General features: G+C 30.5%; 1 protein-coding gene. It reads right to left on the bottom strand.

Going from position 1 to position 725, the window contains the following annotated elements:
- Positions 1-154 precede the first annotated feature (154 nt).
- On the bottom strand, positions 155-725 hold a 571-nt coding region (locus WJW32_RS12335), incomplete at its 5' end, for a hypothetical protein (RefSeq protein WP_340258767.1).

Raw genomic sequence — 725 nt, 5'->3', positions numbered from 1 at the left:
TTGGCTACTGCTTTGGTTATTTGTGTTTATGTAGTTTGTGTTTATGTAGTTTGTGTTTATATAGTTTGCCTATGATTGGTGTTTTTGAGCGTATGTAAAAACAAACCCTCTAATGGTCGCCGTACATAAGGGTGAGTATTTTATTGTAGTGAAGTTAATTTTCTTTCTTTAGTTCAATAGTTTCTTTTTTGTCATTCCATTCAATCGTTAGTGTTACAATACTAGGTTCTGGTAAACTACTACCATTGCTTTCAGTACGTCCAAAGTATGCAGTACCATTCTCATTTAATTCTACCCCTGTTCCACTTCCCTTTCTATGTATATTTTTATACTCATATTTCATATTATGTATATTTTTGATGTCCTTACCTTTATACAGTACTCTGCCTACGCTCTTATTATAACTATCCATATGTGGAATTTCATTTTCATCCATCATACAATACTCGTAATATTTGCTTTTATATTCTGCTTCCCAAGTTGAACTCTCTCCCTTAAAACTTATTTCTTTAGTAGGATTTAATTTCTCAAAAACTATATTACTAATTTTTTGTGATAATTTCAAATAGGCATAATCCTTCTGTGACTTAGGAATATAAAGAATCAATGTATTCTTGGCTGGATATTCTAGGCTTAAATAACTTGCCTCTACATTAAAATCTGCATATATTTTCTTATATTCTTCATCCTTTTGTACATCTTTTCTATCTGCAAGGTTTTTGAAT

The sequence above is a fragment of the Tepidibacter sp. Z1-5 genome, assembly GCF_037844525.1.
In the GTDB taxonomy this organism is placed as follows: domain Bacteria; phylum Bacillota; class Clostridia; order Peptostreptococcales; family Peptostreptococcaceae; genus Tepidibacter_A.
The sequence above is the reverse complement of the archived record's forward strand: the minus strand, read 5'-3'. Positions and strand labels throughout refer to the sequence as shown.